This is a genomic window from Demequina salsinemoris (genome assembly GCF_000974805.1).
Taxonomy (GTDB): Bacteria; Actinomycetota; Actinomycetes; order Actinomycetales; family Demequinaceae; genus Demequina; species Demequina salsinemoris.
The window spans coordinates 73,592-96,698 of record NZ_BBQZ01000003.1 but is presented as its reverse complement, the minus strand read 5'-3'; the positions used below and the strand labels follow the sequence as shown (position 1 = coordinate 96,698).

The 23,107-nt window shown below is 69.8% G+C and carries 21 protein-coding genes; 10 read left to right on the top strand and 11 right to left on the bottom strand.

The window, feature by feature from the left end; translation table 11 throughout:
• The first annotated feature begins 103 nt into the window (after positions 1-103).
• From AOP78_RS07405 to AOP78_RS07395, 3 genes are all read left to right on the top strand, one after another.
• On the top strand, positions 104-1,375 hold the full coding sequence (locus AOP78_RS07405) for an arginine deiminase (protein WP_236685328.1): 1,272 nt from the start codon (positions 104-106) through the stop codon (positions 1,373-1,375).
• A 62-nt stretch (positions 1,376-1,437) separates the two neighbouring features.
• Positions 1,438-3,198: an alpha/beta hydrolase gene (locus AOP78_RS07400; RefSeq protein WP_152659449.1), complete on the top strand. Its 1,761-nt coding sequence runs from the start codon at positions 1,438-1,440 to the stop codon at positions 3,196-3,198.
• Positions 3,199-3,265: 67 nt separating this feature from the next.
• Positions 3,266-4,906, top strand: a complete 1,641-nt coding sequence (locus AOP78_RS07395; protein WP_062202795.1) for a cation:proton antiporter domain-containing protein — start codon at positions 3,266-3,268, stop codon at positions 4,904-4,906.
• Between the two features lie 221 nt (positions 4,907-5,127).
• Here the strand turns inward: AOP78_RS07395 and AOP78_RS15370 are convergent, their stop codons facing one another.
• The 4 genes from AOP78_RS15370 to AOP78_RS07380 form a co-directional block, all read right to left on the bottom strand.
• Positions 5,128-5,274 (bottom strand): hypothetical protein, encoded by a 147-nt coding sequence (locus tag AOP78_RS15370; protein WP_169748451.1) that lies wholly within the window; start codon positions 5,272-5,274, stop codon positions 5,128-5,130.
• Between the two features lie 12 nt (positions 5,275-5,286).
• A complete protein-coding gene (locus AOP78_RS07390; RefSeq protein WP_062202790.1) occupies positions 5,287-6,834 on the bottom strand; it encodes an NAD(P)/FAD-dependent oxidoreductase in 1,548 nt (515 codons plus the stop codon).
• A 161-nt stretch (positions 6,835-6,995) separates the two neighbouring features.
• Complete coding sequence (locus tag AOP78_RS07385; protein WP_062202787.1) at positions 6,996-7,388, bottom strand: phage holin family protein; 393 nt, start codon at positions 7,386-7,388, stop codon at positions 6,996-6,998.
• Between the two features lie 155 nt (positions 7,389-7,543).
• Complete coding sequence (locus AOP78_RS07380) at positions 7,544-7,960, bottom strand: carboxymuconolactone decarboxylase family protein (RefSeq protein WP_152659448.1); 417 nt, start codon at positions 7,958-7,960, stop codon at positions 7,544-7,546.
• Positions 7,961-8,163: 203 nt separating this feature from the next.
• Between AOP78_RS07380 and valS the strand changes: the two genes are divergently transcribed.
• Positions 8,164-10,923, top strand: a complete 2,760-nt coding sequence (gene valS / locus AOP78_RS07375) for a valine--tRNA ligase (RefSeq protein ID WP_083979917.1) — start codon at positions 8,164-8,166, stop codon at positions 10,921-10,923.
• A gap of 336 nt (positions 10,924-11,259) precedes the next feature.
• Here valS and AOP78_RS07370 read toward each other — a convergent pair whose 3' ends face one another.
• From AOP78_RS07370 to AOP78_RS07355, 4 genes are all read right to left on the bottom strand, one after another.
• Positions 11,260-12,198, bottom strand: coding sequence for a PDDEXK family nuclease (locus AOP78_RS07370; protein WP_152659447.1), 939 nt, complete (start codon positions 12,196-12,198; stop codon positions 11,260-11,262).
• A gap of 356 nt (positions 12,199-12,554) precedes the next feature.
• The gene (gene clpX / locus AOP78_RS07365; RefSeq protein ID WP_062202782.1) at positions 12,555-13,820 is read right to left on the bottom strand and encodes an ATP-dependent Clp protease ATP-binding subunit ClpX; all 1,266 of its coding nucleotides are present in this window, start codon (positions 13,818-13,820) and stop codon (positions 12,555-12,557) included.
• 169 nt (positions 13,821-13,989) lie between these two features.
• Positions 13,990-14,673, bottom strand: a complete 684-nt coding sequence (locus AOP78_RS07360) for an ATP-dependent Clp protease proteolytic subunit (protein WP_062203244.1) — start codon at positions 14,671-14,673, stop codon at positions 13,990-13,992.
• A gap of 50 nt (positions 14,674-14,723) precedes the next feature.
• Positions 14,724-15,308 carry an ATP-dependent Clp protease proteolytic subunit gene (locus AOP78_RS07355; protein ID WP_062203242.1) on the bottom strand — a complete coding sequence of 195 codons (585 nt, stop codon included), beginning with the start codon at positions 15,306-15,308 and terminating at the stop codon, positions 14,724-14,726.
• A 207-nt stretch (positions 15,309-15,515) separates the two neighbouring features.
• On the opposite strand from AOP78_RS07355, the gene AOP78_RS07350 reads away from it, so the two are divergent.
• The 3 genes from AOP78_RS07350 to AOP78_RS07340 all read left to right on the top strand — a co-directional run bounded on the left by AOP78_RS07350 (position 15,516) and on the right by AOP78_RS07340 (position 17,028).
• On the top strand, positions 15,516-15,887 hold the full coding sequence (locus AOP78_RS07350; protein ID WP_062202779.1) for a hypothetical protein: 372 nt from the start codon (positions 15,516-15,518) through the stop codon (positions 15,885-15,887).
• A 122-nt stretch (positions 15,888-16,009) separates the two neighbouring features.
• Positions 16,010-16,525, top strand: coding sequence for a DUF4190 domain-containing protein (locus AOP78_RS07345; protein ID WP_062202777.1), 516 nt, complete (start codon positions 16,010-16,012; stop codon positions 16,523-16,525).
• A 140-nt stretch (positions 16,526-16,665) separates the two neighbouring features.
• Entirely contained in the window at positions 16,666-17,028 is a 363-nt protein-coding gene (locus AOP78_RS07340) for a hypothetical protein (RefSeq protein ID WP_062202775.1), read from the top strand.
• Between the two features lie 76 nt (positions 17,029-17,104).
• Here AOP78_RS07340 and tig read toward each other — a convergent pair whose 3' ends face one another.
• Together tig and AOP78_RS07330 are read right to left on the bottom strand one after the other, a co-directional pair.
• The gene (tig, locus tag AOP78_RS07335) at positions 17,105-18,496 is read right to left on the bottom strand and encodes a trigger factor (protein WP_062202773.1); all 1,392 of its coding nucleotides are present in this window, start codon (positions 18,494-18,496) and stop codon (positions 17,105-17,107) included.
• A 249-nt stretch (positions 18,497-18,745) separates the two neighbouring features.
• Positions 18,746-19,339 carry a cation efflux transmembrane domain-containing protein gene (locus tag AOP78_RS07330; RefSeq protein WP_062202771.1) on the bottom strand — a complete coding sequence of 198 codons (594 nt, stop codon included), beginning with the start codon at positions 19,337-19,339 and terminating at the stop codon, positions 18,746-18,748.
• A 62-nt stretch (positions 19,340-19,401) separates the two neighbouring features.
• Between AOP78_RS07330 and AOP78_RS15475 the strand changes: the two genes are divergently transcribed.
• The 3 genes from AOP78_RS15475 to AOP78_RS07315 all read left to right on the top strand — a co-directional run bounded on the left by AOP78_RS15475 (position 19,402) and on the right by AOP78_RS07315 (position 21,543).
• Positions 19,402-19,830 carry a MarR family winged helix-turn-helix transcriptional regulator gene (locus AOP78_RS15475; RefSeq protein WP_062202768.1) on the top strand — a complete coding sequence of 143 codons (429 nt, stop codon included), beginning with the start codon at positions 19,402-19,404 and terminating at the stop codon, positions 19,828-19,830.
• A complete protein-coding gene (locus AOP78_RS07320) occupies positions 19,827-21,059 on the top strand; it encodes an MFS transporter (protein ID WP_062202766.1) in 1,233 nt (410 codons plus the stop codon). The genes AOP78_RS15475 and AOP78_RS07320 overlap by 4 nt, the downstream gene beginning before the upstream one ends.
• A 94-nt stretch (positions 21,060-21,153) precedes the next feature.
• A complete protein-coding gene (locus AOP78_RS07315) occupies positions 21,154-21,543 on the top strand; it encodes a DUF1304 domain-containing protein (RefSeq protein WP_062202763.1) in 390 nt (129 codons plus the stop codon).
• Positions 21,544-21,673: 130 nt separating this feature from the next.
• Here the strand turns inward: AOP78_RS07315 and AOP78_RS07310 are convergent, their stop codons facing one another.
• Complete coding sequence (locus AOP78_RS07310) at positions 21,674-22,999, bottom strand: putative Ig domain-containing protein (protein ID WP_062202761.1); 1,326 nt, start codon at positions 22,997-22,999, stop codon at positions 21,674-21,676.
• Positions 23,000-23,107 lie beyond the last annotated feature (108 nt).

Sequence of the window (23,107 nt, the reverse complement as noted above, 5' to 3'; positions counted from 1 at the left end):
CGTCCCTTGCCCTCCTGCGCGTCGACATCGGCGCGCGGCTCGCCCCCTCGCCATTCCCCAGCCTAGGCCCCGATGCTAGCGTCAGGAGTGATAGGGAGGCCCCGTGTCCGACGCCGCTGTCACCCAGAACGACCTGGTCACGCCCCTGGGCGTGCATTCCGAGGTCGGAGTCCTCAACACGGTTCTCACGTGCTCGCCCGGGCTCGCGCATCATCGGCTCACGCCCACGAACTGCGCGGACCTGCTGTTCGACGACGTGATGTGGGTCGACAACGCGATCCGCGACCACGCCGAGTTCGTCGAGCTGATGCGCTCTCGAGACATCGAGGTGCTCGACCTCGTCACGTTCCTCGCCGAGACGATGGACGCACCGACGGCCCGAACATGGCTCCTGGATCGCAAGCTCACTCGCGACGATCTCGGCGTCGGCCTCACCGAGGACGTGCGCGCCTTCCTGGACGAGCTGCCCTCGGTGGACCTCGCCCACCACCTCATCGGCGGCCTCGCCGTCGCCGACCTGCCACGCGACCTCGCCCCGCCGGCCGTGCAGCTCGTGCGCGAGGAGTCCGGCATGCGCGACTACCTGGTGCCGCCCCTGCCGAACACGCTGTACACGCGGGACACGACGAGCTGGATCTACGAGGGCGTCACCCTCAACCCGCTGTACTACCCGGCCAGGCACGCCGAGACGCTCATCATGAAGGCCGTCTACGACCACCACCCGCGATTCAAGGAGCAGGTGAACGTGTGGTGGGGCGACCCCGAGATCGGCCACGGGCTCGCCTCGCTCGAGGGCGGCGACGTGATGCCGATCGGCAACGGGGTGGTCATCATCGGCATGTCCGAGCGGTCCTCGCGGCAGGCCATCACGCAGGTCGCGTTCGAGCTGTTCGCGGCGGACGCGGCCGACAGGGTGATCGTCGCGAAGATGCCGCGCATGCGCTCCGCGATGCACCTCGACACGATCTTCACGTTCGCGGACAGGGACGTCGCGACGATGTTCCCCGACGTGGTCGACGACATCGAGACCTTCTCGCTGTACCCCGCTGAGCCGCCGGCCACGCTCGACGTCGTGCGTGAGGGCAAGCCGTTCGTGGAGGTCGTCGCCGACGCGCTCGGGCTCGACGGGCTCAACCTCATCGAGACTGGAGGCGACCGGTACGCCGCCGAGCGCCAGCAGTGGGACTCTGGCAACAACCTCGTGGCTCTCGAGCCTGGCGTCGTCGTCGCCTACGACCGCAACACCCACACGAACGACCTCCTGCGCGCGGCTGGCATCGAGGTCCTCGAGATCGTCGGCGCCGAGCTGGGCCGCGGCCGCGGCGGCGGCCACTGCATGACCTGCCCGCTGAGCAGGGACGCGCTCGCCTTCTAGCGGCCCACCCGGAATCCTCCGGCTCCTCCCGGCATTACAGTCGAAGGAGGAAGGGAGCGGCCGTGCCAGGGACGATGCGTGACGAGCAGTCAGCGGCGCCGGAGGGAACCTCGCCGGCGCGCCAGCGCCGCGCGCTCCGCCCCATCCCGCCGCGCGTCTTCGAGCCGACGTTCTCCGGCGTGGGGCTCGTGCTCGGCGCGTACTTCATCGCGCTGTCGCTCCTGCCGTCGCTGCTGCCGCGCCTGCCCGCGATCCAGGGCGTCGCCTCAGCCGTGTCGTTCATGATCGGGTACGCGATCGGCGCGTCCGGCCACGCGGTGTGGAACTACCTCCAGATCCCGAACCTGCGCGGGCGGTGGATCCATGTCGTCTCCCTCGCGCTGCTCGCGATCGTCGGCGTGCTCACGGGGCTCGCGATCTGGCAGTGGGTCGGCTGGCAGAACGAGATCCGCGACCAGTTCGGGATGGACGACCTCAGCCCCACCGCGTGGCCGATCGTCATCGGCGTCGGGGCGCTGACCGCGGCGCTCCTGCTCGTCTCCGCGCGGGCGCTGCGCCTGCTGTTCCGCACGGCGTACCGGCGGCTCGACCGCTGGATGCCGCATCGTCTCGCCGTGGCGATCGGCACCACCCTGCTGCTCGTGGTGCTGTACCTCGCCGTGTCGGGCCTGTTCGTGCGGGGCTTCTTCGCGGCCTCGAACGCCGCGTTCTCGATCGTCGACACCCACGACCTGCCGGGCGTCGTCGAGACCGACTCGACGCTGCGGTCCGGCGGCCCCGGGTCGCTCATCTCGTGGGACGACCTCGGGCGGCAGGGGCGCTACTTCATCTCCTCCGGCCCCACCGCCGAGGACCTCGACGACTACTGGGGCGGAGGCTCGATGGACCCGATCCGGGTCTACGTGGGGCTCAGATCCGCGGACACGCTCGAGGAGCGGGCCGACCTGCTGCTCCAGGAGCTGGTCCGCACGGGAGCGTTCGACCGGAAGGCCATCGTCCTCGGCACGGTCACCGGCACCGGGTACCTCGCACCCAGCGGCGTCGACCCCCTCGACTACCTGTACCAGGGCGACGTCGCCATCGCGGGCATCCAGTACTCGTACCTTCCCAGCTGGATCTCCGTGCTCGCCGACCAGGAGGTGACGCGCGACACCGCGCTCGCGACGTTCCGCGTCGTGTACGAGTACTGGTCATCGCTGCCCGAGGACGACCGACCCGAGCTCTACCTCTACGGGCTCTCGCTCGGCTCGTACGGCGTCGAGTCGGTGCTCACCTCGCCGGACATCCTCAACGAGCCGATCGACGGCGCGCTCATGGTCGGCCCGACGTTCGTGAACCCGGCGCACACCGAGCTCACCGCCGCGCGCGACGCGGGCAGCACCGCATGGCTCCCGATCGTGGGCGAGGGACGCACCGTGCGGTTCATGATGGGGCTGGGGACGCTCGACCTGCCGACCGGCACCTGGGGCGACACCCGCATCGTCTACCTGCAGCACGGCTCCGACCCGGTGGGCATGTTCTCCCCCTCGCTCACGTGGAGCGAGCCCGACTGGCTCGAGGGCGACGAACGCGCGCCCGACGTGTCCCCGCGCATGGACTGGTTCCCGCTCGTGACCGTGTGGCAGGTGCTGCTCGACATGCCGACGTCCGGCTCGGTGCCCGACGGATACGGGCACATGTACTCGTACACGGAGAACCTCGAGGCCTGGGCCGCGATCACCGAGCCCGACGGCTGGACCGACGCGGACACCGACGAGCTCGCCGCGTACCTCGAGGAGCGCGCGGCCTCGCAGGCGACGCTGCTGCAGCAGCTCGGGAACTGACGGCGCCCGGGGCACCAGGAGACACGAGTTCACGACCCGTTCACATCACCCCAGGTAGACTTGCCCAATGCTGCACCATGCCCCGCTCCTGCTGACCATCGCCGCGGGACTGGTCGTCGCCTTCGTGCTGGGATTCGCGGCGCAGAAGGCCAAGCTCTCCCCCATCGTCGGCTACCTCGCGGCCGGCATCATCATCGGCCCGTACACGCCCGGCTACACGGGCGACGTGGAGATCGCGAACCAGCTGTCCGAGATCGGCGTGATCCTGCTGATGTTCGGCGTCGGCCTGCACTTCTCCCTCGGAGACCTGCTGAGCGTCAAGAAGGTCGCGATCCCCGGCGCGGTGGTGCAGATGACGCTCGCGACGGCGCTCGGGACGATGCTGGGGCACTGGCTCGGATGGGGTTGGGGGCCCTCGCTGCTGTTCGGGCTCGCGCTGTCCGTCGCGTCCACCGTCGTCATGCTGCGCGGGCTCGAGGACCGCGGCCTGCTCGACACCAGGGCGGGTCACATCGCGATCGGATGGCTGATCGTCGAGGACCTCGCGATGGTCGTCGCCCTCGTCGTGATCCCCGTCGTGGGCGGCGGCGACGCGAGCGGCGCGGAGCTCGCATGGGAGCTCGTCATCACGGCGCTCAAGGTCGCAGCGTTCGTCGCGATCATGGTCCTGTTCGGGCGTCGCGCGATCCCGTGGATCCTTGCGCGCACCGCGGACACGGGCTCGCGCGAGCTGTTCACGCTCGGCGTGCTCGCGCTGAGCCTGGGCGTCGCCGTCGGCGCGGCAGCGGTCTTCGACGTCTCGTTCGCGCTCGGCGCGTTCTTCGCGGGCACGATCCTCAAGGAGTCCGAGCTCGCTCACCGCGCGGGCGAGGACTCGCAGCCGCTGCGCGACACGTTCGCCGTCCTGTTCTTCGTCTCGGTCGGCATGCTCGTGGACCCGAGCATCGTCGTGTCGCGGCCGGTGTCGTTCGTCCTGACCGTGCTCGCGATCGTCGTCGGCAAGGGGCTCGGCGCGTACGCGCTGGTCCGGCTCATGAAGTACTCGAAGGCGATGAGCCTGGTGATCGCCGCCTCGCTCGCGCAGATCGGCGAGTTCTCCTTCATCCTGGTGACGCTCGGGGCGGACTACGAGATCCTTCCCGAGGACGCCCAGAACCTCGTGCTCGCGGGCGCGATCGTGTCGATCGTCATCAACCCGGCGCTGTTCGCGTGGGCGTCGCGCGCGTACGTCGCCAAGGTCACCGACGACCAGACGAGCGGCGAGACGGGCCCCATCGCCTATGTCGGCGAGGGCCACACGATCGTCGTGACCTACGGCCGCGTCGGCAAGCGCATCGCCGCGGGGCTGTGGGCCCGAGGGCTGCCCACGGTCGTCGTCTCGGACGACGAGGACCACGTGCACGAGATCCGCGACGCGGGGCACGAGGCGATCCTCGGCAACGCCGTGCGCTCCAAGGTCCTCCGCGCCGCGGGCATCGAGCGAGCGCACACGGTGCTCGTCGGCATCCCCGACCCGATCCAGGCCGGCGCGGTCGTCGCGAAGATCCGCCGCCTCGCCCCCGACGCCACGATCATCGCGCGCGGCCATCGCCAGGTCGACATCGACTACCTCATGGAGATGGGCGCGAGCCGCGTGTACGTCGGCGTGCACGAGATCTCCGATCTCATGGTCGCCGCGGCCGCGGACCCGGAGGAGATGGGCGACTGACGCGTCGTCCCTCCCGCGCCAGACCACGGACGATGCGGCGCTCACCCGGGTGCGGCATCGTCCCTTTCCCCCTCCCCGCCGGACAGTCTGCACCAATCTGAACGCCGACACCCCGGCGAGGTGGCCTCTCGAGGCCCCTCGACCGGGGTGTCCGTTCTGAGATTGGTTCGTCCTGTCGGCCGGACTGCGGAGCAGAGGGCCCCGCCGACCCGCCGACTGGTTCAGCCGTGCTTCTTCTGCGCCAGCATGAACATCGTCAGGTTGATCCGCATGAAGCGGAAGAACTGCGTGAAGGGGTTGCGCCGCCTGCGGAGCTCGCCCTGCGTGGGAAGCGGCGCGGCCGCGATCCTGTCGTTCGTCGTGTCCATGTCGATTCCTCCTTACTCCGGGATCCAGGTCCAGCCCGGCTTCACCTTGGCCTTGTAGATGAACAGCGTGTGGAGCATGCGCTTGACCCAGTGGCCCGCGAGCCCGATCTCGCCCATGGTCTCCTTGAGGTTGCGCCCGGTCTCCGGGTACTTCTCCCAGTCCGGGACGACGGGGCTCATGGTCATCGCCGCAGCGGTGCCCGTCCGGAAGCCCGTGCCGGCCGACGCGACGCACGCGGCCGCCATCTCCGACATCGACGCGGAGTGCGTGGGCTCGGTCGCGCCCTTGTTGATCATGTCCGCGATCGTGAACGCGACCACCTTGCCCATCGTGCCCGAGGGCATGCCCGTGCGGGGCGGGCTCGGCGCCACGGGAACGCCGTCAGGCGTGGCGCGCGGCTTGGAGATCTGGTGCGGCGGCGCGAACGCGATGCCGACGGCGAACATGTTCTTGTACGTGGGGTTCTGGTAGGTGCGGGGCCAGTCCTTGGCGCTCCACTCCTCGTACTTCTTCGCGGTGTAGTCCGCGTCGACCTTCATGAAGCCCGACGGCGCGAAGACGGTGCCCGTGATGTCGGCGCCGTCGGCCCCGTAGGCCTTCCAGTCGTTGCCCTTGAACGGGGGCAGCAGCATCGCGAAGTCGAACTCGAGATCGTTGTGCGAGCCGTCGAGCTGGTCGTAGTGGATGACGCCGGGCTCGACGCTCGTCACGGCGGCGCCCGTGATCGCCTTGACGTCACGCTCGCGGTAGAGCGACTCCGTCCACAGCTGGCTCGTGGTGCGGTAGCCGTTCTGGTCGAACTGCATGCCGCCCACGCCGAAGTCGCCGAGCTCGTTCTCGTTGGTCAGGTAGATGAGCTCGACGTTGTCGCGCACGCCCGCCTCGCGCAGCTGGTGCTCGACGTTGAACGTGTACTCGAACGCCGCGCCCTCGCATGTGCACGTGCCGTGGCCGACGCCGATGACAGCGGTCTTCTTGGCACCCGCCCTGCACTCGGCGATGAGCTCGTCGAGGCGCGCGTGCGCCTCGGTCGCGTGGCTGGGGGTGCACACCGAGACGGTGTAGCCGTTGTCGGGGCCGAGGCCCGCGGTCGCGCCGAAGTTGAGCTTGGGCCCGGTCGCGTTGATGACGTAGTCGTAGCGGATGCGCTCGATCTCGCCCACGCGGTGCGCCGCGGTGTGCTCGACGTCCACGGCGGACTGGGTCAGGCCGATCTCGCCGGTGACGGCGGGCTTCGTGGACGATGCGTCGGCGACGGTGCCGTACGCGGTCGCGCCGTCCGAGCCGGGCTCGACGTTCGCGTCGCCCTCGGGCCACAGGGCGACGCCCTTGGCCTGGACGAACGTGATGCCCTTCTTCTCGTAGATCGGGGCGAGGGGGAAGACCACATCGTCCGTGGTCATCTTGCCGACCCCGACCCAGATGTTGGACGGGATCCAGTTGTAGTGGGAGTTCGGAGACACGACGACGACCTCGTGCTCGCGCGGCAGGCGCTTGCGCAGGTAGAGGGCGGCGGTGTGGCCGGACACGCCGGCTCCGAGGACGACCACGCGGGCCATGGGGATCACCTTCTTCTTGAGGAGGACCGCGCCGTTGCGGCTCCGAAGAAACTATACCCCCGGGGGCATTGCCCATAGGACTTAGGTCCCGAGTGGTGTGGCGCTGGTCCTGACGAGGCGCCGACTTCCGCGTCGGCCCGGGCCCGGGCGCCGTTCGGGTCCTAGTCCTTGCGGTTCTCGACCGCCTCCTTGAGCACGAACATGGGAAGGACCCAGGTCGCGATGGCAGTGATGAGCCAGACGATCACGACCGCCGCGAGCCACGTGGCGATGCCGCCCGTGATCGAGAAGTCGTCGACCAGGATGTTGGTGAGCAGCAGCGCGACGAACGTGGACACGAGCCCCACGCCGCCGGTGAGCGCCGAGGCGTACTTGTGCGTCATCTTGAAGATGAACGGCCCCAGGATCATCTGGAACGCCGCGAACAGCACGGTCGCGAGCAGCAGCGCCGCGATCGACAGCTTGAAGTCCTCACCGAGGATGAGGGACGTCACGAACAGACCGATAGCGGCAGAGCCGAGGTAGATGACCCCGTTCACGATGAATCGCACCATGATTCGGACACTACCGCGCATGGGTGACAAATGCGCGTCGAATGCATGTCGATCGTGTGCATTCGCGCTGGCAGCCACGCATTCGCGGGCCCGGGGACGATGCGCGGGCCGCCTTCGCGGAGACGATGCTGCGCGGACGGGTCGAGAGCGACCGCCTACTCCGACCCGCGCGTCACCCTGTTCCAGGCGTTCGTCACCGCGATCACCTCGATGATCGCGCCGACCTCCTCCGCCGAGAAGTGGGCCCTCAGCTCCTCGCGCGCCTCGACCTCGAGGCCGCGCGGGTAGTCCGTGAGGATCTCCGCGAAACGCAGTGCGGCCGCGTGAGGCGCGGAGACGAGATCCTCGCGCATGAGCTTGACCGGGCGCGCGAGCGAGGCGATGAGGCCCGGCTTGGCGCCGAGATCGGCGAGCTCCTCCGAGTGCATGCGCACGGAGTAGGCGTCTCCGTTGATGTGGCTGCACCGCAGGCGCAGCATCGCCTTGAGCCCCGCCTTGAGGCCGCGGCCAGCATCACCGTCCGACCCCTCCATCCGGCGCAGGAACTCCGGTCGCAGCGTCGCATCGTCCACGCCAGGCAGGGTAGCAACCCGGATCTGAGAAGGGGCAAATCCGACACCTGGTACCGTCTCGGCACGTCGCCAGCGCTCCCTCGGAAGGCGACCCGAGCATCGTCCGGGCGATGCGCGAGCCCCGCCCACGCATCGTCCCTGGGCGCGAAGGCGCCCGTCGCGCCCGCTCACCCGTGCGCGGAGTGTCCCACCCGTCTGAAAGAATGGCCCCCATGACGTCGCGCATCCCTGACAAGGCCACCGTCGACGGGCTCGAGGACCGCTGGAACGCCGCCTGGGAGACCCAGGGCACGTACCGCTTCGACTCCTCGAAGACCCGCGAGCAGATCTACTCGATCGACACTCCCCCGCCGACCGTCTCGGGATCGCTCCACGTCGGCCACGTCTTCAGCTACACGCACACCGACACCGTCGCGCGCTTCCAGCGCATGCGCGGCAAGGAGGTGTTCTACCCGATGGGCTGGGACGACAACGGCCTGCCCACCGAGCGTCGCGTGCAGAACTACTACGGCGTCCGCTGCGACCCGTCGCTGCCCTACGTCGAGGGCTTCGAGCCCCCGCACGTCGGCGGCGAGGGCAAGTCCATCAAGGCCGCGGACCAGGTGCCGATCTCGCGCAAGAACTTCGTCGAGCTGTGCGAGCGGCTCACCGAGGAGGACGAGAAGCAGTTCGAGGCGCTGTGGCGCCACCTCGGCCTCTCCGTCGACTGGTCGCGCACCTACCAGACCATCTCGCCGTCCTCCATCGCGGTCGCGCAGCAGGCGTTCCTGCGCTCGCTCGCGCGCGGCGAGGCGTACCAGTCCGAGGCCCCGACGCTGTGGGACGTGACGTTCCGCACCGCCGTCGCGCAGGCCGAGCTCGAGGACCGCGAGCGTCCCGGCGCGTACCACCGCCTCGCGTTCGACCCCGCGGCCGACCTCGAGGAGGCCACCGGCTCGTACGAGGCCGTCTACATCGAGACCACGCGCCCCGAACTCCTCCCCGCGTGCGTCGCCCTGGTCGCGCACCCCGACGACGAGCGCTACCAGCCGCTGTTCGGCAAGCACGTCCGCACGCCGCTGTTCGGCGTCGAGGTGCCCGTCGTCCCCCACCGCCTCGCCCAGCCCGACAAGGGCTCCGGCATCGCGATGATCTGCACCTTCGGCGACGTCACCGACGTCGTGTGGTGGCGCGAGCTCCAGCTCCCCACCCGCGCGTGCATCGGCTGGGATGGCCGCTTCCTCGCCGAGGCGCCCGCCGCGATCTCCTCGCCTGAGGGCGTCGCCGCGTACGCCGAGCTCGCGGGCAAGACCGTGTTCTCCGCGCAGCAGCGCGTGGTCGAGATGCTGCGCGAGTCCGGAGCGATGGAGGGCGACCCCAAGCCCATCACGCACCCCGTGAAGTTCTTCGAGAAGGGCGACAAGCCGCTCGAGATCGTCACCTCGCGCCAGTGGTACATCGCGAACGGCGGCAAGGACGAGGCGCTGCGCTCCCGCCTGGTGGCTCGCGGCGAGGAGCTCAACTTCGTGCCCTCGCACATGGGCAAGCGGTACGAGAACTGGGTCAACGGGCTCACCGGCGACTGGCTGATCTCGCGTCAGCGCTTCTTCGGCGTGCCGATCCCCGTCTGGTACGGGCTCGACGCCGAGGGCAACCCCGTGTGGGACGCGCCCATCGTGCCGACCGAGGACATGCTGCCCGTCGACCCGTCCGCCGAGCCCGCGCCCGGCTTCGACGAGTCGCAGCGCGGCGTCGCCGGCGGATTCATCGGCGAGAAGGACGTCATGGACACGTGGGCCACGTCGTCGCTCACGCCGCAGATCGTCGGCGGATGGCGGACCGACCCCGAGCTGTTCGCGAAGGTCTTCCCCATGGACCTGCGCCCCCAGGGCCAGGACATCATCCGCACCTGGCTGTTCTCCACCGTGGTGCGCGCGCACCTCGAGGACGACGTGCTGCCGTGGAAGAACGCGGCGATCTCGGGCTGGATCCTCGACCCCGACCGCAAGAAGATGTCCAAGTCCAAGGGCAACGTCGTCACGCCCATGGGGCTGCTCGAACAGCACGGGTCCGATGCGGTGCGTTACTGGGCGGCCTCGGCCCGCCTCGGCACCGACGCGGCGTTCGACGAGGGCCAGATGAAGATCGGCCGTCGCCTCGCGATGAAGATCCTCAACGCCTCCAAGTTCGTGCTCGGCGCGACCGGCATCGCGACGGCGGCTGATGTGTCGCTCGCTGAGGGTGTGGCGGTTTCCGACTCCGTGATGGCGCTGCCCGTCACCGAGGCCCTGGACAAGGCGATGCTCGCCGCGCTCGCGTCCGTCGTGGACCAGGCGACCGCCGCGTACGAGAAGTACGACCACACCAAGGCCCTCGAGGTCGCCGAGACGCTCTTCTGGACGTTCTGCGACGACTACCTCGAGCTCGTGAAGATGCGCGCCTACGACGGCGCCGCCCCCGGCGAGGCGATCGACGCGGCGGCCGGGTGCTCACCTGAGGCCGGTTCGGCGCGTGCGGCGCTCACCCTCGCGCTCGAGACGTTCCTGCGCCTGTTCGCACCGGTGCTGCCGTTCGCGACCGAGGAGGTGTGGTCCTGGTTCCGCGAGGGCTCGGTCCACCACGCCGCGTGGCCGGTCTCCGCTCCCCTGTCGGCCGCCGCGGGCGATGACGCCGACGCGGGCGTGCTCCCCGCCGCCGGCGCCGCGCTGTCCGCGCTGCGCAAGGTCAAGTCCGAGGCCAAGGTTGCACAGCGCACCGAGATCCTCTCGGTCGACGTGCTCGTGCCCGAGGTCCAGGTCGCGGCCGTGCGCGCGGCGAAGGCAGACCTCATGTCCGCGGGCAAGGTCCGCGAGATGCAGATCGTCGACTCGGTGCCCGCGCTCGAGCCCGGCGTGGACGGCGAGGCCCCCGAGGACGGCGTCGCTGACGAGATCGCGGACACCACCGTCGTCCGCACGGAGAACGCGGTCCTGGCCGAGGCCTGACGCGAGCTCAGCGACGAGGGGGCGGTGCCTGCGGGCGCCGCCCCTTCGCGCGTCTCCGCGGTCCCTACGGAACTGGCCTGCGGGGCGTCGCGCCCCTCCTTGCGTGAGCAAGCAATGCCGAAGGCAACCAAAACGTCCGCGGCCCGATCAGACATGCGCGAACGACCTCACTGGCACGCAAACGCGACCCGTGCGGCACTCACGCCATTCATCTGCGGCAAGGCGCCCCAGTGGACGCTCATTGTCGTCTTCGCGCCACCAGCGTCAGCCAGTGGACCATTCCGCACCACTTGCGCCCGTGCACGCCTCGCCACCCCGGTGAAGCCGAGAAAGTCACTATCGCCCGGAGCCCTGCCGCCTTGCACGCACGCGCAGTACGGCCGCAGCCATCGCCCGGCACCAGTCAGGACGCTCGACGATGTCGCGATACGTGAACCTCAGGGTCTGGATTCCGAGCGTCGCCACCAGGACATCGCGCTCAGCGTCGCTCTGGTGTGCGGCGGGCGTCGAGTGATAAGCAGCGCCGTCCACCTCGAGGGCGGTGCGGGTCGCGGCGTCGTACATGTCGAAGTCGCAACGCCGGCCCTCGACGACGAGCGTGTGCTGCCGGAGCAGGTCGGAGAACGGCTGCCCGTAGAAGACGTCCGTCAGCGCGACACGTTCGAGGTGGCTATGCGCGCCGGCGGAGAGAGCCCTGACGAGCCGCTCGATCTCCCGACGTCGCGCGACACGCGGCATGGCTTCGAGCACCCCCTGCAACGTCCGGGCTGAGAGGCGCCGCTGCTGGACCGCTCGGTACATCGCTTCCTCAGCGACATCGCGCGGCAACTCTGCATAGCCATGAATCAGGGCGTGCGCGAGTGGCACCACCCGGAGCGTCCCTCTCAGGGAGGAAGGCATCGCAACGCCTGTGCGGGTGACCCGGATCCACTCCGGGGCCCGCGGCCGACGCGATGACTCGACAACCACGGCGATCCGCTCAGGTGCCTCCCTCACAGCGTCCCAGGCAAACAGCGCCGCCCCGCCGGACAGCACCGCGCCGTCGCCGAGCCATCGGAGCGTCGCGGAAGCGCGGGCCGCGAAGGACTGAGCGTGGCACGCACCGACATAAACGTTAGGCAGCAACCTGACCGCGTGGCCCGTGTCGATCGCCGTTCGAGCCGCGCGACGTGACGCAAGCCCGGCAAGCTCGTCGAACGCGAAGCATGCAGGCGAGTCGATCAGCGCATCCACGATGCGCCGGTCCACACGGGAACGCGGCAGCGATGGCTCCATGGGTCGAGCCCACCATCACCCCGCCGGCCCCAATCGCGCGGAGGCGTTGTCCGTGGACAGACATCTGAGGGCCGCGCGCCTGTGGACGACGTGTGCTCGCCGTCGCAGTCACGAGCGGAGGCAGCGTGATCGCAGCGGTCAGGGCGCGTAGGCGCATAGCGGCGCTGTAGGGTGCGGAGCGGCACCCCGGGTGGTCCAGAATCGTCCACTTGCACGCGACGACGCCCGCGAGGCGACCATGAGTGTCCACTGGGACGCACGACACGCGGAGCGGGTGGCGCGAGGTTCCGAGTGTGGACGTCGGACGCGCGAGCAAGTGGCCAGAGCCGACCCGCCGCAGAGCGGTGGCGTGAAGGCTACGCCGCGCCCTCGTGCTCGTCGGCGGCCGGGCGGGAGAGGAACGCCGGCGCCACGCGGTCCATGACGACCTCGCGGGTCACGACGACCCGCTCGATGTCGTCGCGGCCCGGGACCTCGAACATCGTCTCCTGGAGGACCTCCTCCATGATGGCCCGCAGTCCGCGTGCTCCGGTGCCGCGCTCGAGCGCCTGCTCGGCGATCGCGCGCACCGCGTCATCGTCGAACTCGAGCTCGACGCCGTCGATCTGGAACATCCGCTGGTACTGCTTCACGAGCGCGTTCTTGGGCTCGCTCAGGATGCTGACCATCGCGTCGACGTCGAGCGGCGACACGGTGGCGATCACCGGCATGCGCCCGATGAACTCGGGGATGAGGCCGAACTTGTGCAGGTCGGTCGGGGTGACGGCCGAGAAGAGGTCCGTGTTGTCGGCCTCCTTGAGCTGCGCACCGAAGCCGATGCCCTTGCGTCCGACGCGCGCGGAGATGATCTCCTCGAGGCCGGCGAAGGCGCCACCGAGGATGAACAGCACGTTCGTGGTGTCGATCTGGATGAACTCCTGGTGCGGGTGCTTGCGCCCGCCCTGCGGCGGCACGGAGGCCACGGAGCCCTCGAGGATCTTCAGCAGCGCCTGCTGCACGCCCTCGCCCGACACGTCGCGCGTGATGGACGGGTTCTCCGCCTTGCGCGCGACCTTGTCGATCTCGTCGATGTAGATGATGCCGCGCTGCGCCTTGTCGACGTCGTAGTCGGCGGCCTGGAGCAGCTTGAGGAGGATGTTCTCGACGTCCTCACCCACGTAGCCGGCCTCGGTCAGAGCTGTGGCGTCAGCGATGGCGAACGGCACGTTGAGCATGCGCGCGAGGGTCTGCGCGAGGTAGGTCTTGCCGGTGCCGGTGGGGCCGATGAACAGCACGTTGGACTTGGCGATGTCGACCGCGTCCTCGTCGTTCTTCGGCTTCGCGTCGGCTGCGCGCACGCGCTTGTAGTGGTTGTACACGGCGACGGAGAGCGCCCGCTTGGCCTGCGTCTGACCCACGATGTACTGCTCGAGGAAGTCGTAGATCTCGCGAGGGCGCGGCAGCTCGGTGAGCTCCGCCTCGACCTGCTCAGCGAACTCCTCCTCGAGGATCTCGTTGCACAGTCCGATGCACTCGTCGCAGATGTAGACGGAGGGTCCCGCGATCAGCTTGCGCACCTGCTTCTGCGTCTTGCCGCAGAAGGTGCACTTCAGCAGATCGCCGGTGTCCGTGGGGCGGGACATGCGGTCTCCTTCCAACCGTCCAGTCTGCTTCAAGGCTACCTAGACGGTCTGACACGTGGCCTCTCGACGCGCCGCCAGGTGGCGGCAGCGCGGCCGGGAGGGCCGGGGATACGAGAAGGACCCCGAGACGGTGGCCCCGGGGTCCTCTTCTCGAATGTCCTATCGGCGGTCAGGCCTTCGCTGAGAGCGCCTGTGACTTGCGCGACTCCAGCACCTCATCGACGAGTCCGTACTCCTTGGACTCCTGCGCCGACAGGAAGGTGTCGCGCTCGATGTCCTCGCGCACCTTCTCGGGCGTCTGGCCCGAGTGCAGCGCGAGGGTGTTCTCGAGCCACTCGCGCATCCGCAGGATCTCCTCGGCGTAGATCTCGATGTCCGAGGCCTGCGCACGCGAGCCGCCCTCGATGCGCGGCTGGTGGATCATGACGCGGGCGTTGGGCAGCGCGAGGCGCTGGCCGGGCTGACCCGCCGCGAGCAGCACGGCGGCCGCGGAGGCGGCCTGGCCGAGGCACACCGTCTGGATGTGCGGCTTCACGTACTGCATGGTGTCGTAGATCGCGGTGAGCGCGGTCTGCGATCCACCGGGCGAGTTGATGTAGATCTTGATGTCGCGGTCGGGGTCCTGGGACTCGAGCACGAGGAGCTGCGCCATCACGTCGTCGGCCGACGCATCGTCGATCTGGACGCCGAGGAACACGATGCGGTCCTCGAACAGCTTGGCGTAGGGGTCCTGGCGCTTGAAGCCGTAGGCCGTCCGCTCCTCGAACTGGGGCAGGATGTAGCGCGAGTCGGGGCCGGCCGGTGCAGTCCCGCCAACACCCGCCGCGCCTCCGAAGCCGGCCACGTTGCCCAGCGTGCCCGCGGTGCGTCCCGCGGCCTGGATCGCCTGGTACTCGGAGCTGCTCACGCCTTGCCTCCCTGGGAAGAGTCGCCCGCCTCAGCGGCGTGCTTGATGACCTTGTCGACGAAGCCGTACTCGAGCGCCTGCTCCGCGGTGAACCATCGGTCGCGGTCCGCGTCCTTGGTGATCTGCTCGAGCGTCTTGCCCGTCTGCTCCGCCGTCAGCGACGCGAGCGTCTTCTTCATGTGCATGATCAGCTCGGCGTTGATGCGGATGTCCGTCGCCGTGCCGTAGATGCCGCCCGAGGGCTGGTGCATCATGACGCGGGCGTGCGGGGTCGCGTAGCGCTTGCCGGGCGCGCCCGACGAGAGCAGGAACTGCCCCATCGACGCGGCCATGCCCATCGCGACGGTCGCGACGTCGGGCTTGATGTACTGCATGGTGTCGTAGATCGCCATGCCCGCGGTGATCGAGCCACCGGGGCTGTTGATGTACAGGTAGATGTCCTTGTCCGGGTCCTCAGCAGCGAGGAGCATCATCTGCGCGCAGATGGCGTTCGCGTTGTCGTCGCGCACCTCGTCGCCCAGCCAGATGATCCGCTCCCGCAGCAGGCGGTTGAAGATGGAGTCGTTGAGCGCCATCCCCATGCCCTCGGAGCGTGCGGTGATCTCGTTCACGCCGGTCCTTCCTTCTCAGGTCTTGCGTCAAACCTAACGGCGCGGACTGACAAGTCATGCCGGAAAGCGCGCCTTTTCGCTACGGGGTGAACAGCCATCGGACACTCCATGACAGAAGGGGTAGGGTCGATCCGTCGACGGCTGGGGGCGGTCGACGCACCATCAAGGGGGATCACGATGTTCACGGACGCCTCGGCGCGCCTTCGCGCCCATGACGACGAGCAGGACGATGCGACGATCGGGGGCTCGGTCGCGCGCGGCGCCGCGCCCGCGACGCGGCGCGAGAGCTGCTCGTGGATCAACGTCCTGGGCTTCGCGCTCGCGCTCGCCGGAATTCCCGTGGGGCCGCTGCTGTACATCGCTCCTCTCATGTCCGTGGGCGCGGTGGCGCTGGGCGTCATGGGAGTGCGCGCGGCCGCGCGGGACGATGCCGGGTGCGCCGCGCTCGGCTACGCGGCGGTGGTCCTGGGCGCCGCGGGGCTCGGCGCGGTGGCGTGGTTGCTCGGGCCGTCGGTGGTCGCGCTGGTCCTCCACCCCGGGCTCGGTTGACGCGCCCTTCGGGGCGTTCCCCGATCCCTCGGGCCGCGCAATCGGGCGCATGGACGATGCGGGGCGCGCCGCCCCTGAGTAGCGTCAGGAGCAGGACAGACGACGAACGCCAGGAGGGCATCATGTCCAGCACACCTCAGGACCCGTTCCAGAGCCGGCCGGAGGATTCGGGAGCCGCGCAGCAGCCGCAGCCCGACGCCGCGCAGCAGGGCCAGCAGTACGCGATGCCGCCCTACCAGGGCCAGCCGCAGAACCAGCAGTACACGCAGCAGCAGTACCCGATGCAGCAACCCTACGCTCAGCCGCCCGCGGGTCCGCGGTACGGCACCGAGAAGAACTGGATGGGCATCACCGCGCTCGTCATGGGCCTCCTCGGCCTGTTCACGGGTGTCACGGCGCTCGCCGGAATCGTGTTCGGTCACATGGGCCGCGCGGCCGCGCGTCGCGGCGAGGCCGACAACGCGGGCATGAGCCTCGCCGGCCTGGTGCTCAGCTACGTCATCGTCGTGGCCGCAGCGATCGGGCTGATCATGCTCTTCGTGGTCGTCGGCTACCTGGCGAACGAGTGCGGCGGCGACAACCCCGCGTCCTGGTGCGACCCCGAGGTGCTCTCAAGTCTCGAGGCCACGGCGGCCTGATCCCAGGCCGTCTGACCCCCAGGCCGCCTGGCGCCCGGCTTCCGACTCGCGACTCCCCAGGCAAGACGACCACCGCCAGTAGTCTCTCGGCATGAGCCGTCCGCGTCAGGCAGGGACGCGAGAGACCTGCGGAGGGGTCCATGAGCGACGCGCGTGAGAGACCGTCCGGCTTGCGGTGGCCCGCGCCGACGCGAGCGTTCAGGGACCGGCGTGCTACCTCCTCGCTCGTCTACGGGCTCGTGAGCGCGGGCTGCGTCGGCCTGTCGGCGGCCGTCAGCTTCGGCGCGGGTGGACTCATGTTCGGGCTCGCGCTCGGCTCCGCGGTCATGGGCATCGTGCAGGGTCATCGAGCCTTGTACGGCATCAAGCGGGGCCGGCCGACGAATCGCGCGGTCGCTGTCGTCGGCCTGATCCTGAGCTATCTGCTGCTCGCGGCGAGCCTCTATGTCGTCGTCATGTTCGCGGCCTTCATGCTGAGGATCGTCTTCGCGCCGGCCAGGTAGGCCCCACGGGCTCCGACACAGCACGAGGCCCCCGTCCTCCCTTGAGGAGTACGGGGGCCTCGTGCGTGAAGAGGGGTTACTTGGCGTCGGCCTCGTCAGCGGCCTCAGCGTCGGCCTCGACCGCACCGGCGGCCTCGGCGACCATCGCGGCGGCGGCCTCGACGTCGATCTCCTCCTTGTTCTCGTCCTCGAGCGAGCCGATGACGGGAGAGAGGTCGACGGCGGCACCGGCGGTGTCGACGACGGTGGCGCGGCGCAGCGCGAACGCGGTGGCCTTCGAGCGGGCGACCTCGGCGACGATCGCGGGGATCTGACCGGCCTGCTCGATCTGCTGGATGAACGTGCCCGGGTCCATGCCGTACTGGCGCGACGCGTTCAGAAGGTAGTCGAGGAGCTCCTGCTGCTCGACCTGGATGTCCAGGTCGTCGGCGAGCGTGTCGAGCAGGATCTGGGTGCGCAGCGCGGTGTGCGCCTCCTCGGTGACCTCGGCGCGGTGCTCGTCGTCCTCGAGGCGGCTCTCGTTCTCGAGGTGCTGGTGGACCTCGTTCTCGATGACCTTGGCGGGGACGGCGAACTCGCCGGTGGCCTCCATGAGGACCTCGAGGAGCTTCTCGCGGGCCTCCATGGCCTGGTTGTTGGTCTTGATGCGCTTGGTCTGCTCGACCAGGTCGGCCTTGAGCTCCTCGATCGTGTCGAACTCGGAGGCGAGCTGCGCGAAGTCGTCGTCGGCCTCGGGGAGCTCGCGCTCCTTGACGGCGGTGACCTTGACGGTGATGGTCGCGGTCTGGCCCGCGTACTCACCCGCGGCGAGCGGGCCCTCGTACGTGGTCTCCTCGCCGGCGGACAGGCCGGTGACGGCCTCGTCGAGGCCCTCGAGCATGTTGCCCTCGCCGATCTGGTACGAGGTGCCCTGCACGGAGTCGACGTCGTTGCCGTCGACGACCGCGTCGAGGTCGATGGTCACGAAGTCGCGGTCCGCGGCGGGGCGGTCGACGCTCTTGAGCGAGCCGAAGCGCTCGCGGAGGTTGTCGAGGCGCTCGGCGACGTCCTCGTCGGAGACCTCGATGGGCTCGACGGTGATGGTCAGCGAGTCGGCGGCGGGCAGCTCGATCTCGGGGCGGACCTCGACGGTCGCGATGAACTCGAGGCCCTCGTCGCCCTCGACGGCGCCGGGGATCTTGGTGATCTCGACCTCGGGCTGGCCGAAGGGGCGCAGGCCCTGCTCCTCGACCGCGGCGGAGTACCAGCCGGGCAGTCCATCGTTGACCGCGTGCTCGATGATGGCGCCCTTGCCGACGCGCTGCTCAAGGATGCGCGGGGGGACCTTGCCCTTGCGGAAGCCGGGGATGGTCACCTGCTCGCCCACGTGCTGGTAGGCGTGGTCGAGCGAGGGCTTGAGGTCCTCCTCGGTCAGGGTGACCGTCAGCTTGACGGTCGTGTCGTCGATCTTCTCGAGGGCGCTGGTCACTGAAAAACTCCTGAGTGGGTGGGATATGACCCGGGTGCCGGGCGGGCCCGCGCACGGGCAACCCCGCAATCCTATAAGGGATAGGCGCATCGCCCCAATCGAGAGGCGACCGGTTCGCCCTCGGCTGACACGCGGGGACGCGGAGGCGGGGACGATGCGGGGGTCCGGCGGGGACGCGGAGGCAGGGACGATGCGGGGCGCCGGGCGGGCACGAGGCGCGGCCCGCGCCGCGTTACACCTCGGCCCGCATTACGCCTCGGCCTGCTTCGCCTCGAGCCTCTCCTTGGAGGCGGTGCGCCATACCTTCATCCCGGCGTCGGCGTTGAGCGCTCCGATCCCGAGGCCGACGATGATGTCCGGCCAGCCCGAGACCCAGACGAGAGCGACAAGCGCGGCCCCGATCACCGCGACGTTCGCGAGCGCGTCGTTGCGCGCGGACAGCCACGCTGCCCGGGCGAGCGATCCGCCGTGGTGGCGATGCCGCACGAGGATCGAGGCGGCGGCGAGGTTGGCGAGCAGCGCGCCGAACGCGGTCACGGTGAGGGGGATCGTCTCGGGACGCGTGGGGTCGAGGATCTTGATGATCGCGGTCACGACGGTCGTGACGGCGGGCACCAGGATCACGAGCGCGAGCAGGTGACCGATGCGGGCGCGCCGCTGCGCCGACCACGCGGCCGCGAAGAAGATCAGGAGGTTGAGGATCGCGTCCTCGAGGAAGTCGATCGAGTCCGCCGTGAGCGACACCGACCCGATGAGCCTCGCGACTGTGAACTCGACGACCGCATAGGCGAGGTTGATGAGCGCGACGGCCAGGACCGCGCGACGGAGCTGCGAGACGGGCATGGCACCATCCTTGCAGGTGGACACTTGTCAATCTTTACATATACTGCTTATATATTCACGTGATGGAAAGTAATCGTAGGACGACGCTCGAGGACCTCCTCGCCCAGGCGCACCGCGTCACTCGGATCGCCGGCACGGCGACCGGCAGCATCGTCCCGTCGTCGCACCGCACCCTGCTCGCCCTGCTGGCCAGGGACGGCGACCACCGCGTCGGCGAGATCGCCGTGCAGCTGCGCCTCGCCCAGCCGGCCGTCACCCAGGCCGTGCACGCGCTCGAAGGCGAGGGGCTCGTCGTCCGCTCCCCGGATCCCGAGGACGGCCGAGCCACCCGCATCTCCCTCACCCCGGCCGGCCGCGCGTCGGTCGACTCATGGCGTCGGGATCTGTCCGACGCGCTGTCCCCCATGCTCGGCGAGCTCTCCGACGACGACTGGGCCGCGCTGGCCCGCACCGTCGCGATCCTCGCCTCGATCGACAGGAGCCCCCGTTGAGTCACGCCTCACCAGAAGGAAGCATCCTTCACCAGCCCAAGGCCGTCTGGGCCGTCGCCTTCGCGAGCGTCATCGCCTTCATGGGCATCGGCCTCGTGGACCCGATCCTCCCCGCCATCAGCGAGGAGCTGAATGCGACCCCCGCCCAGGCGGAGCTGCTGTTCACGAGCTACCTGCTCGTCACCGGCATCGCGATGATGTTCACGAGCTGGGTGTCGGGGCGCATCGGCGCCCGCGCCACCCTGCTCACGGGCCTCGCGCTCGTGGTGCTGTTCGCGGCCCTCGCAGGATCCTCGGACACGGTCGGCGAGATCATCGGCCTGCGCGCAGGCTGGGGCCTCGGCAACGCGCTCTTCATCTCAACAGCGCTGGCGACGATCGTCGGAGCCGCCTCGGGAGGCGCGGCCAACGCGATCATCCTGTACGAGGCCGCTCTCGGCCTCGGCATCGCGATCGGCCCGCTGCTCGGCGGTGCGCTCGGCACCGTGAGCTGGCGCGCGCCGTTCTTCGGCACGGCGGTCCTCATGGCGGTCGGCTTCATCGGCCTCGTCGTGCTTCTCAAGGGAGACGGCGCCCCGCGCGTCCGCGTCCCGCTCTCGGCCCCCTTCAAGGCGCTCGCCCACCCGGGCCTGCGCCTCCTCGCGATCGCCGCGGTGCTCTACAACATCGGCTTCTTCACCCTGCTCGCGTACTCGCCCTTCCCCCTCGGCTTCGGCGAGATCGGGCTCGGGCTCACGTTCTTCGGCTGGGGAGTCGGCCTCGCGATCACGTCGGTGCTGGTCGCGCCGCTCCTCACGGCGCGCTTCCCGCGCACGCTCGTGCTGTCGACGACGCTTGCCCTCCTCGCGCTCGACCTCGCCGTCGGCGCGGTCGTGGTCGCGAACGCCGCGGCGCTCGTCGCGGTCGTGGTCGTGGGCGGCCTCCTGCTCGGCGTGCTCAACACGGTCTTCACCGAGTCGGTCATGGAGGTCACGGACCTGCCCCGCTCCGTCGCCTCGTCCTCGTACTCGTCGGTGCGGTTCCTGGGCGGCGCGGCCGCTCCCCCGCTGGCCGCATGGCTCGCGGCCCTTGCCGGCGACTGGCTCGCGTACGCGGTCGCCGCGCTCGCGGTGCTGGGCGCCTCCGCGGTGATCCTCGCGGGCCGTCCGCTGCTCGCGCGGGTCGACGGCGTCGAGCCCGAGCCCTTCGAGCTCGAGGCCGAGGCGATCAGCGTCGGCGACGCCGTCTGACGGAGCGCTCGAGGGAGCGGGAATACCTCGGGCGGCCGACGCCTTGCACTGGCGCGGCCGCCCGGTCGCGCATCGTCTCTCGCAAGGACCCCCCGTGACCGCCCTCGCCCTCGTGACCGCCGCGCTCGCGGCGCTGCTGCACGTCTACATCTTCGTCCTCGAGTCGATCGCCTGGACCGGGCCGCGCGCCCGCAAGGTGTTCGGCATGGCGTCGGTCGAGGAGGCCGAGCAGACCCGGGAGCTCGCCTACAACCAGGGCTTCTACAACCTGTTCCTCGCGATCGTGACGGCCGTCGGCATCGTCCTGCTCCTGTCGGGCCAGGACGATGCGGGGGCGGCCTTGATCCTGGCAGGCACCGGATCGATGCTCGCGGCGGCGATCGTGCTCGTCACGAGGTCCCGCGCGTACGCGCGAGCCGCCGCCTCGCAGGGCACCTTCCCGCTCATCGCGGTCGCGTCGATGACGGCGGCGCTGCTCGCCTAGCACCCGCCCGACCCACGCGGACCGCGCGGCGAGGAGACGCCCACGCAGTCGCCGAACGCACAGACGACGGGGCCGGCCCGAGGATCCTCCCCGGGCCGGCCCCGTCTGTCGTCAGGCGTGCGCGCCCGCGTCAGCGGACAGCGCGGCGGCGCGCGACGAGCGCGGCTCCCAGCGCCATCAGCGCGGCGGCCCCCGCGGCGAGCGGCTGCCAGCCGTCGAGCGCTCCGGTCTCCGCGAGCTCGGTGGCGGTGGCCGACGTGGCCGAGGTGGCGGAGGTCGTCGTCGTGGACGCCGTCTCCGTGACGGCGGCGTCATCCTCCGTGGATGCAGCGTCGGCGGTCGAGTCGTCCGAGTCGCTCGAATCGGCGAGCGCGGCGTCGTCAACGACGGTGAGCGACAGCTCCACCTCGGCGGCCTCCCCCACACCGTTGGTGACGCTGAGCGTGATCGGGTAGACGCCGGCCACGCTCGCGGTGCCCGAGAGCGCGCCGGTGACCGCGTCGAGCGTGAGTCCGCTCGGAAGCTTGCCGGACGCGAGCGAGACCGTGAGGTCAGCGGGGTAGCCCGCCACGATCGTCGGCAGGTATTCGAAGGCCTTGCCGAGCGTGAGGGTCAGCGCGCCCGTCGCGGAGATGGTCGGAGCCGATCCGATCGTGAGCACATAGTCGACCGCGGCGCTCGTGCCCACGGCGTTCGTCGCGGTGACGGAGAAGGCGAAGTCGCCTGTCTCGGTGGGCGTGCCGGAGATCTCGCCGGTGGCGGTGTCGAACGTGAGCCCGTCGGGCAGGGCACCGGTCGCGATCGCGTACGAGTCAGCCGCGTCGCTCGTGCTGGCGAGGGCCAGGGTCTCGTCGTAGGCGGCGCCGAGGACCCCGTCAGCGACCGCGGTGCCCGCGAGCACCGGAGCTGCCAGTACCTCGAGCGACAGCGTGGCGCCGTAGTAGCACAGGACGTCGCCGCCCGCGGTGTCGGCGACGGTGACGGTCCACGTGCCCTCGGCCTGCTCGCCGGCCAGCACCGACAGCGGCTCGACGGGCGCGTAGACGCCGGTGGCCGGCGCGGATCCGAAGGCGGCGCCGCCATCCTGGAACGTCATCTGAACACGCCCGGCGGTCGTGTCGTTGGTGTCGTAGGTGTCCTCCTCGAGGAGCGCGACGGTCGTGCCCGTCGGCGACGTGAGGCCGAAGACGATCTCGTCGTCGTAGGGCGTGCCGGTCTCGGGCACGGGGCAGTTGTCGCCGTCGATCTTCTGGAAGTCGATCGTCACCGAGGCCGACTGGACGATGCCGACGGTGTCGACCTCGAGTGCGCGGTCGACCGACGTGCGGTCGACGATGATCGTGTCGGACGGGGTGTCGGAGACGTCGACCTCGGTGGCGGCGGCTGGCATAGCTGCAAGGACGAGGACGACCGCAGAGGCGGCAAGGGTGCGCGAGATGCGCTTCACGGGGATCACCCGATGAACTTAGCGATATTCAAACTATTTATCCAGCACCGAATGCCATCACATCGCAGGTAAGCGCACCCACGGGGACGAACGCCGCATTCCCACGCGCGCGCCCAC

Coding starts and splice junctions, on each gene's coding strand:
- AOP78_RS15475 (WP_062202768.1), top strand. CDS start 19,402: ATGGAAAGTAATCGTAGGACGACGCTCGAGGACCTCCTCGCCCAGGCG.
- AOP78_RS07330 (WP_062202771.1), bottom strand. CDS start 19,339: ATGCCCGTCTCGCAGCTCCGTCGCGCGGTCCTGGCCGTCGCGCTCATC.
- AOP78_RS07370 (WP_152659447.1), bottom strand. CDS start 12,198: ATGGAGCCATCGCTGCCGCGTTCCCGTGTGGACCGGCGCATCGTGGAT.
- AOP78_RS07390 (WP_062202790.1), bottom strand. CDS start 6,834: ATGGCCCGCGTGGTCGTCCTCGGAGCCGGCGTGTCCGGCCACACCGCC.
- clpX (WP_062202782.1), bottom strand. CDS start 13,820: ATGTCCCGCCCCACGGACACCGGCGATCTGCTGAAGTGCACCTTCTGC.
- AOP78_RS07350 (WP_062202779.1), top strand. CDS start 15,516: ATGTTCACGGACGCCTCGGCGCGCCTTCGCGCCCATGACGACGAGCAG.
- AOP78_RS15370 (WP_169748451.1), bottom strand. CDS start 5,274: ATGGACACGACGAACGACAGGATCGCGGCCGCGCCGCTTCCCACGCAG.
- AOP78_RS07385 (WP_062202787.1), bottom strand. CDS start 7,388: ATGGTGCGATTCATCGTGAACGGGGTCATCTACCTCGGCTCTGCCGCT.
- AOP78_RS07340 (WP_062202775.1), top strand. CDS start 16,666: ATGAGCGACGCGCGTGAGAGACCGTCCGGCTTGCGGTGGCCCGCGCCG.
- AOP78_RS07345 (WP_062202777.1), top strand. CDS start 16,010: ATGTCCAGCACACCTCAGGACCCGTTCCAGAGCCGGCCGGAGGATTCG.
- valS (WP_083979917.1), top strand. CDS start 8,164: ATGGCCCCCATGACGTCGCGCATCCCTGACAAGGCCACCGTCGACGGG.
- AOP78_RS07355 (WP_062203242.1), bottom strand. CDS start 15,308: ATGGGGATGGCGCTCAACGACTCCATCTTCAACCGCCTGCTGCGGGAG.
- AOP78_RS07395 (WP_062202795.1), top strand. CDS start 3,266: ATGCTGCACCATGCCCCGCTCCTGCTGACCATCGCCGCGGGACTGGTC.